This window comes from Alteromonas sp. 07-89-2, assembly GCF_013113925.1.
GTDB lineage: Bacteria > Pseudomonadota > Gammaproteobacteria > Enterobacterales > Alteromonadaceae > Alteromonas > Alteromonas macleodii.
This window is the reverse complement of sequence record NZ_VTYM01000058.1, coordinates 1-3,810: the sequence shown is the minus strand read 5'-3', so window position 1 is coordinate 3,810 and position 3,810 is coordinate 1. Positions and strand designations below refer to the sequence as shown.

Genomic DNA, 3,810 nt, shown 5'->3' with positions numbered 1-3,810 from the left:
CAAACGAAGTAAACGAGTTCTAAAAAGGCAACGGTATTGATCTTGAAATAGTGGTCAAAGGACTATCTTTTTTCATTGACAGCCCGGAGGCTCATATGTGTTAGTTACCGCATACTTAATTGCATAACAATAGTTAGAGCTTCTTGTTCTTAGAAAATAAACTTACAACAATTATCACTATAAAAAGTAAGAAACAAATTACTGTGACGACTTGTACTACCGTAGTCGGCAAGCCGAACCGGAAGTTAATTGCAGACATTAAGAAATAAATTCCCATAACAGCTGCAGCCAACAGAAAACTTTTATTTATCATTTACGCTCATATCTCTGACTAAATACCTGCCGTAATTAGGCTCGAACTTCCGCGTGGTAACTAACATTAAGCTAAGCGGCGCATTTGCGTGGGGCATAATGGCGAAGCCGCCCCGCGTAAATGCGTCCGAGCGACCGAAGGGAGTGGTCTTTAGCGCTTTGTTAGAAGCAGAGCCAGTTCCTTTGGTCTTTTTAAAAACTGATGAAGCCAGCATACGATTGATTGTTAACACAAACAAGCGAAACGACTGTGCAGTAATGTTTTTGATTTGACTGATGTTAGCCGCCATCTGAGCTATCGAGTGTAATGGCGCTTGCTGACTCAAAATAAGAACTTGGTGATAAAGCGCCTATTACACTACCTCTGAATTGAAAGCGGCGGATTTAAACCTACCACAAGCCAGAGCGATGCTTATAAAAACAGGTGAGGGTAGTTGTACTGGGATTTTTATGAAGCCAAACGCAGTTTAGGCTGACGCCTTATAACTTTAAGCTAAGGGGCGCTAGCATGTGGGCTAAAATCCGAACGAAGTGAGTCAGCCTACATGTTAGCGTCCCAGCGACCGAAGGGAGTGGCTTGAGCGTTTTGTTAGGCGTACAACTGAAAGTACGCAGCTTTGCTGCCACCACTAGCCGATTAGCCAGCTTGTTTAAATTATTGAAAATAAGATAAAACAACCCTGTGCGAAAAGCCAGATGTTAACGGCATTGCTGGATAAAAGAGCGAGTTTAGAAAGCTGGTGATGTTGAATGTTGGCGTTGCGATGTTGATGAAAAGCCCGTTGCTAAAGCCGTTGAAACAACCGAGAAAGCTAGCCGCGAACACGACCTAGCGAAACAGCCTTGATGCTTTAATGTCACGTTTGAACCCACATTTTAATGCTGTAAGTAAATGACGCCTAACACTAAGCTTTGGGGCGCTAGCACGTGGGCTAAAATCCGAACGAAGTGAGTCAGCCCCCGTGTTAGCGTCCCAGCGACCGGAGGGAGTGCCAACAGCGTTTTGTTAGGCGTACAACTTAGAGTACGCAGCTTTGCTGCCACCACTAGCCAATTAGGCCGCGCGTTTAAATTATTGAATTTAAGATAAAACAACCCTGTGCGAAAAGCCAGATGTTAACGGCATTGCTGGATAAAAGAGCGAGTTTAGAAAGCTGGAGATGCAGAATGATGGCGTTGCGGCATTGATGAAAAGCGCGCTGCTAAAGCCGTTGAAACTACCGAAAAAGCAAGCCGCAAAGACAACCTAACGAAACAACCTTGAAGTCGGAATGTCACGGTTAAACCCACTTTTTCATGCTGTAAGTAAATGACGCCTAACTTTCCAATAACGGGCGCAGACATGTGGGGCATAATGGCGAAGCCGCCCCGCGTGTATGCGTCCCAGCGACCGGAGGGAGTGCCAACAGCGTTTTGTTAGAGCTGCTTTGAAAACAACCAGTTAGTCGAGCCTGTATTTTTGCATCTCGTTATAAATTGACAGTTTCTTTGCGTGTGCACTTTCCATTTTCTCAGACAAGTCTCGTATTAGTTCACCGCCTCCAGCTTTCATGTATTCGTCAAGCGCTTTAATAGCAACGGATTCTGCTTCGTCCGCTTCCCTATACTTTGACATTAATTCTGTGGCCTCTTGGCTATAAACTGCCATTTAATTCTCCTTTGTTAAAGTAATCCCGTAAGCTCTAACGCTAAGCTTTGGGGCGCAGGCACGGGGCTATAATCGCGAAGCGGCCCCGTGTATGCGTCCCAGCGAACGAAGTGAGCGACAATAGCGTTTTGTTAGTCATGAGCCTGAAACAACCTAATGTACTTGGTTGGCATTAACGCTATGTATGCAAGGGCCAAAAACAATTTGAAACCACGCAATGATGATTCGGCTGTAAGGTGAATAACTCCATCCTCTGAGGGAACGACGGAAAGTTTATTTGAACGGCACCAATCTACACTTAAATATACTTCTTGCTCATTTGCATCAATTTCAAAATCTTTAGTTTCGCCGTTCCCTATCTTTCCCAAGGTGCTGCCATTGGCAATGACTGTATAGTCTCTGGTTCTGTCCGCAAAGCCGCTGTCACGACTTATCCGAAGTATTGTCATTTTATATCCTTATAAGTGGCTAACTTTTCAATAACGGGCGCAGGCATGTGGGGCATAATGGCGAAGCCGCCCCGCGTGTATGCGTCCCAGCGAACGCAGTGAGTGTGTTGATTGGGTTGTTATGTACGTTGCTAAAACTGCCTTTCACATGGTATTCCGTCATTGTCACCATCCATTTTTGTATTTGGGCAGTTTTCTAAGAAAAATTTTGCTTCTTCATAAGATGTCATTTGACTGCAATGTTGTCTACCATCGCAACGAAATGAAAAACGGTCTGCTTGAATTAGAGTTTCTTGCGTAGGAAAGGCAGGTTGTGGCAATACTTCCACGTTTTGATCGTTCTTGGAATAAATAAAGACACCAACTAGAACGGCTAAAAGTAGTAATAATTTCTTTGACATCTAAATTTCTTCCCTGAGTACATAACATTAAGCTAAGCGGCGCAGTTACGTGGGGCATAATGGCGAAGCCGCCCCGCGTAAATGCGTCCGAGCGACCGAAGGGAGTGGACTTTAGCGCTTTGTTAGAAGCAGAGTCAGTTCCTTTGGTCTGTTTAAAAACTGATGAAGCCAGCATACGATTGATTGTTAACACAAACAAGCAAAACGACTGTCCACAAATGTTTTTGATTTGACAGAAGCAAGCCGCCATCTGAGCTATCAAGTGTAATGGCGCTTGCTGGCTGAAAATAAGAACTTGAAGATTAAGCGCCTATTACACCACCTTTGAATTAACTGCGGCGGATTTAAACCTACCACAAGCCAGAGCGATGCTAATTAGAAAAGGTGAGGGCAGTTGTACTGGGATTTTTATAAAGCCAAACGAAGTTTAGGCTGACGCCTTATAACTTTTCAATAACGGGCGAAGGCACGTGGGGCATAATGGCGAAGCCGCCCTGCGTGTATGCGTCCCAGCGAACGAAGTGAGCGAGTTTATTGAGTTGTTATGTACGTGCCAATTACAACCGTACAAACCTTGGGACCTTACTTTTTAAAAGGCGAACAAGTTCGGGCTGCATGCGCTCGTAGTTGTCTGGTATGTCTAAGCACGCCAGTTTTTTACCTTTGAGTAAATCTTTGTACTTTTTGGCAACTTTGTTTCTGTGAGTTTTTTCCATAACTAAAATGGCGTCGGCCCATTCTATAAGGTCGCCTGAAAGCGGTGTTTCGGCATCTGCATTTGTGCCGCACCCGATTGCGTTGACCCCTTCATATTGAGAAAAGACTTCTTCACCGGTTGGGCTACGCAAACGATTTTCTGAACAAACAAATAATAGGTTCATATTTCCTTAAGTACATAACATTAAGCTAAGCGGCGCAGTTGCGTGGGGCATAATGGCGAAGCCGCCCCGCGTAAATGCGTCCGAGCGACCGAAGGGAGTGGTCTTAAGCGCCTTGTTAT

General features: G+C 44.7%; 4 protein-coding genes and 1 pseudogene. All 5 read right to left on the bottom strand.

The annotated features are described in order from the left end of the window. Positions 1–302: 302 nt before the first annotated feature. The 5 genes and pseudogenes from F0261_RS19630 to F0261_RS19610 all read right to left on the bottom strand — a co-directional run bounded on the left by F0261_RS19630 (position 303) and on the right by F0261_RS19610 (position 3,691). Positions 303–638, bottom strand: coding sequence for a hypothetical protein (locus F0261_RS19630; protein WP_253819466.1), 336 nt, complete (start codon positions 636–638; stop codon positions 303–305). Positions 639–1,753: 1,115 nt separating this feature from the next. Beyond that, on the bottom strand, positions 1,754–1,960 hold the full coding sequence (locus tag F0261_RS19625; RefSeq protein ID WP_012518317.1) for a hypothetical protein: 207 nt from the start codon (positions 1,958–1,960) through the stop codon (positions 1,754–1,756). Positions 1,961–2,091: 131 nt separating this feature from the next. Beyond that, positions 2,092–2,409 carry a hypothetical protein gene (locus F0261_RS19620; protein ID WP_171338721.1) on the bottom strand — a complete coding sequence of 106 codons (318 nt, stop codon included), beginning with the start codon at positions 2,407–2,409 and terminating at the stop codon, positions 2,092–2,094. A 131-nt stretch (positions 2,410–2,540) separates the two neighbouring features. Then, a pseudogene (locus F0261_RS20275) lies at positions 2,541–2,672 on the bottom strand (excalibur calcium-binding domain-containing protein); the annotation flags it as partial. A 695-nt stretch (positions 2,673–3,367) separates the two neighbouring features. Further along, positions 3,368–3,691 (bottom strand): low molecular weight protein tyrosine phosphatase family protein, encoded by a 324-nt coding sequence (locus tag F0261_RS19610; RefSeq protein WP_061439362.1) that lies wholly within the window; start codon positions 3,689–3,691, stop codon positions 3,368–3,370. Positions 3,692–3,810: the final 119 nt, after the last annotated feature.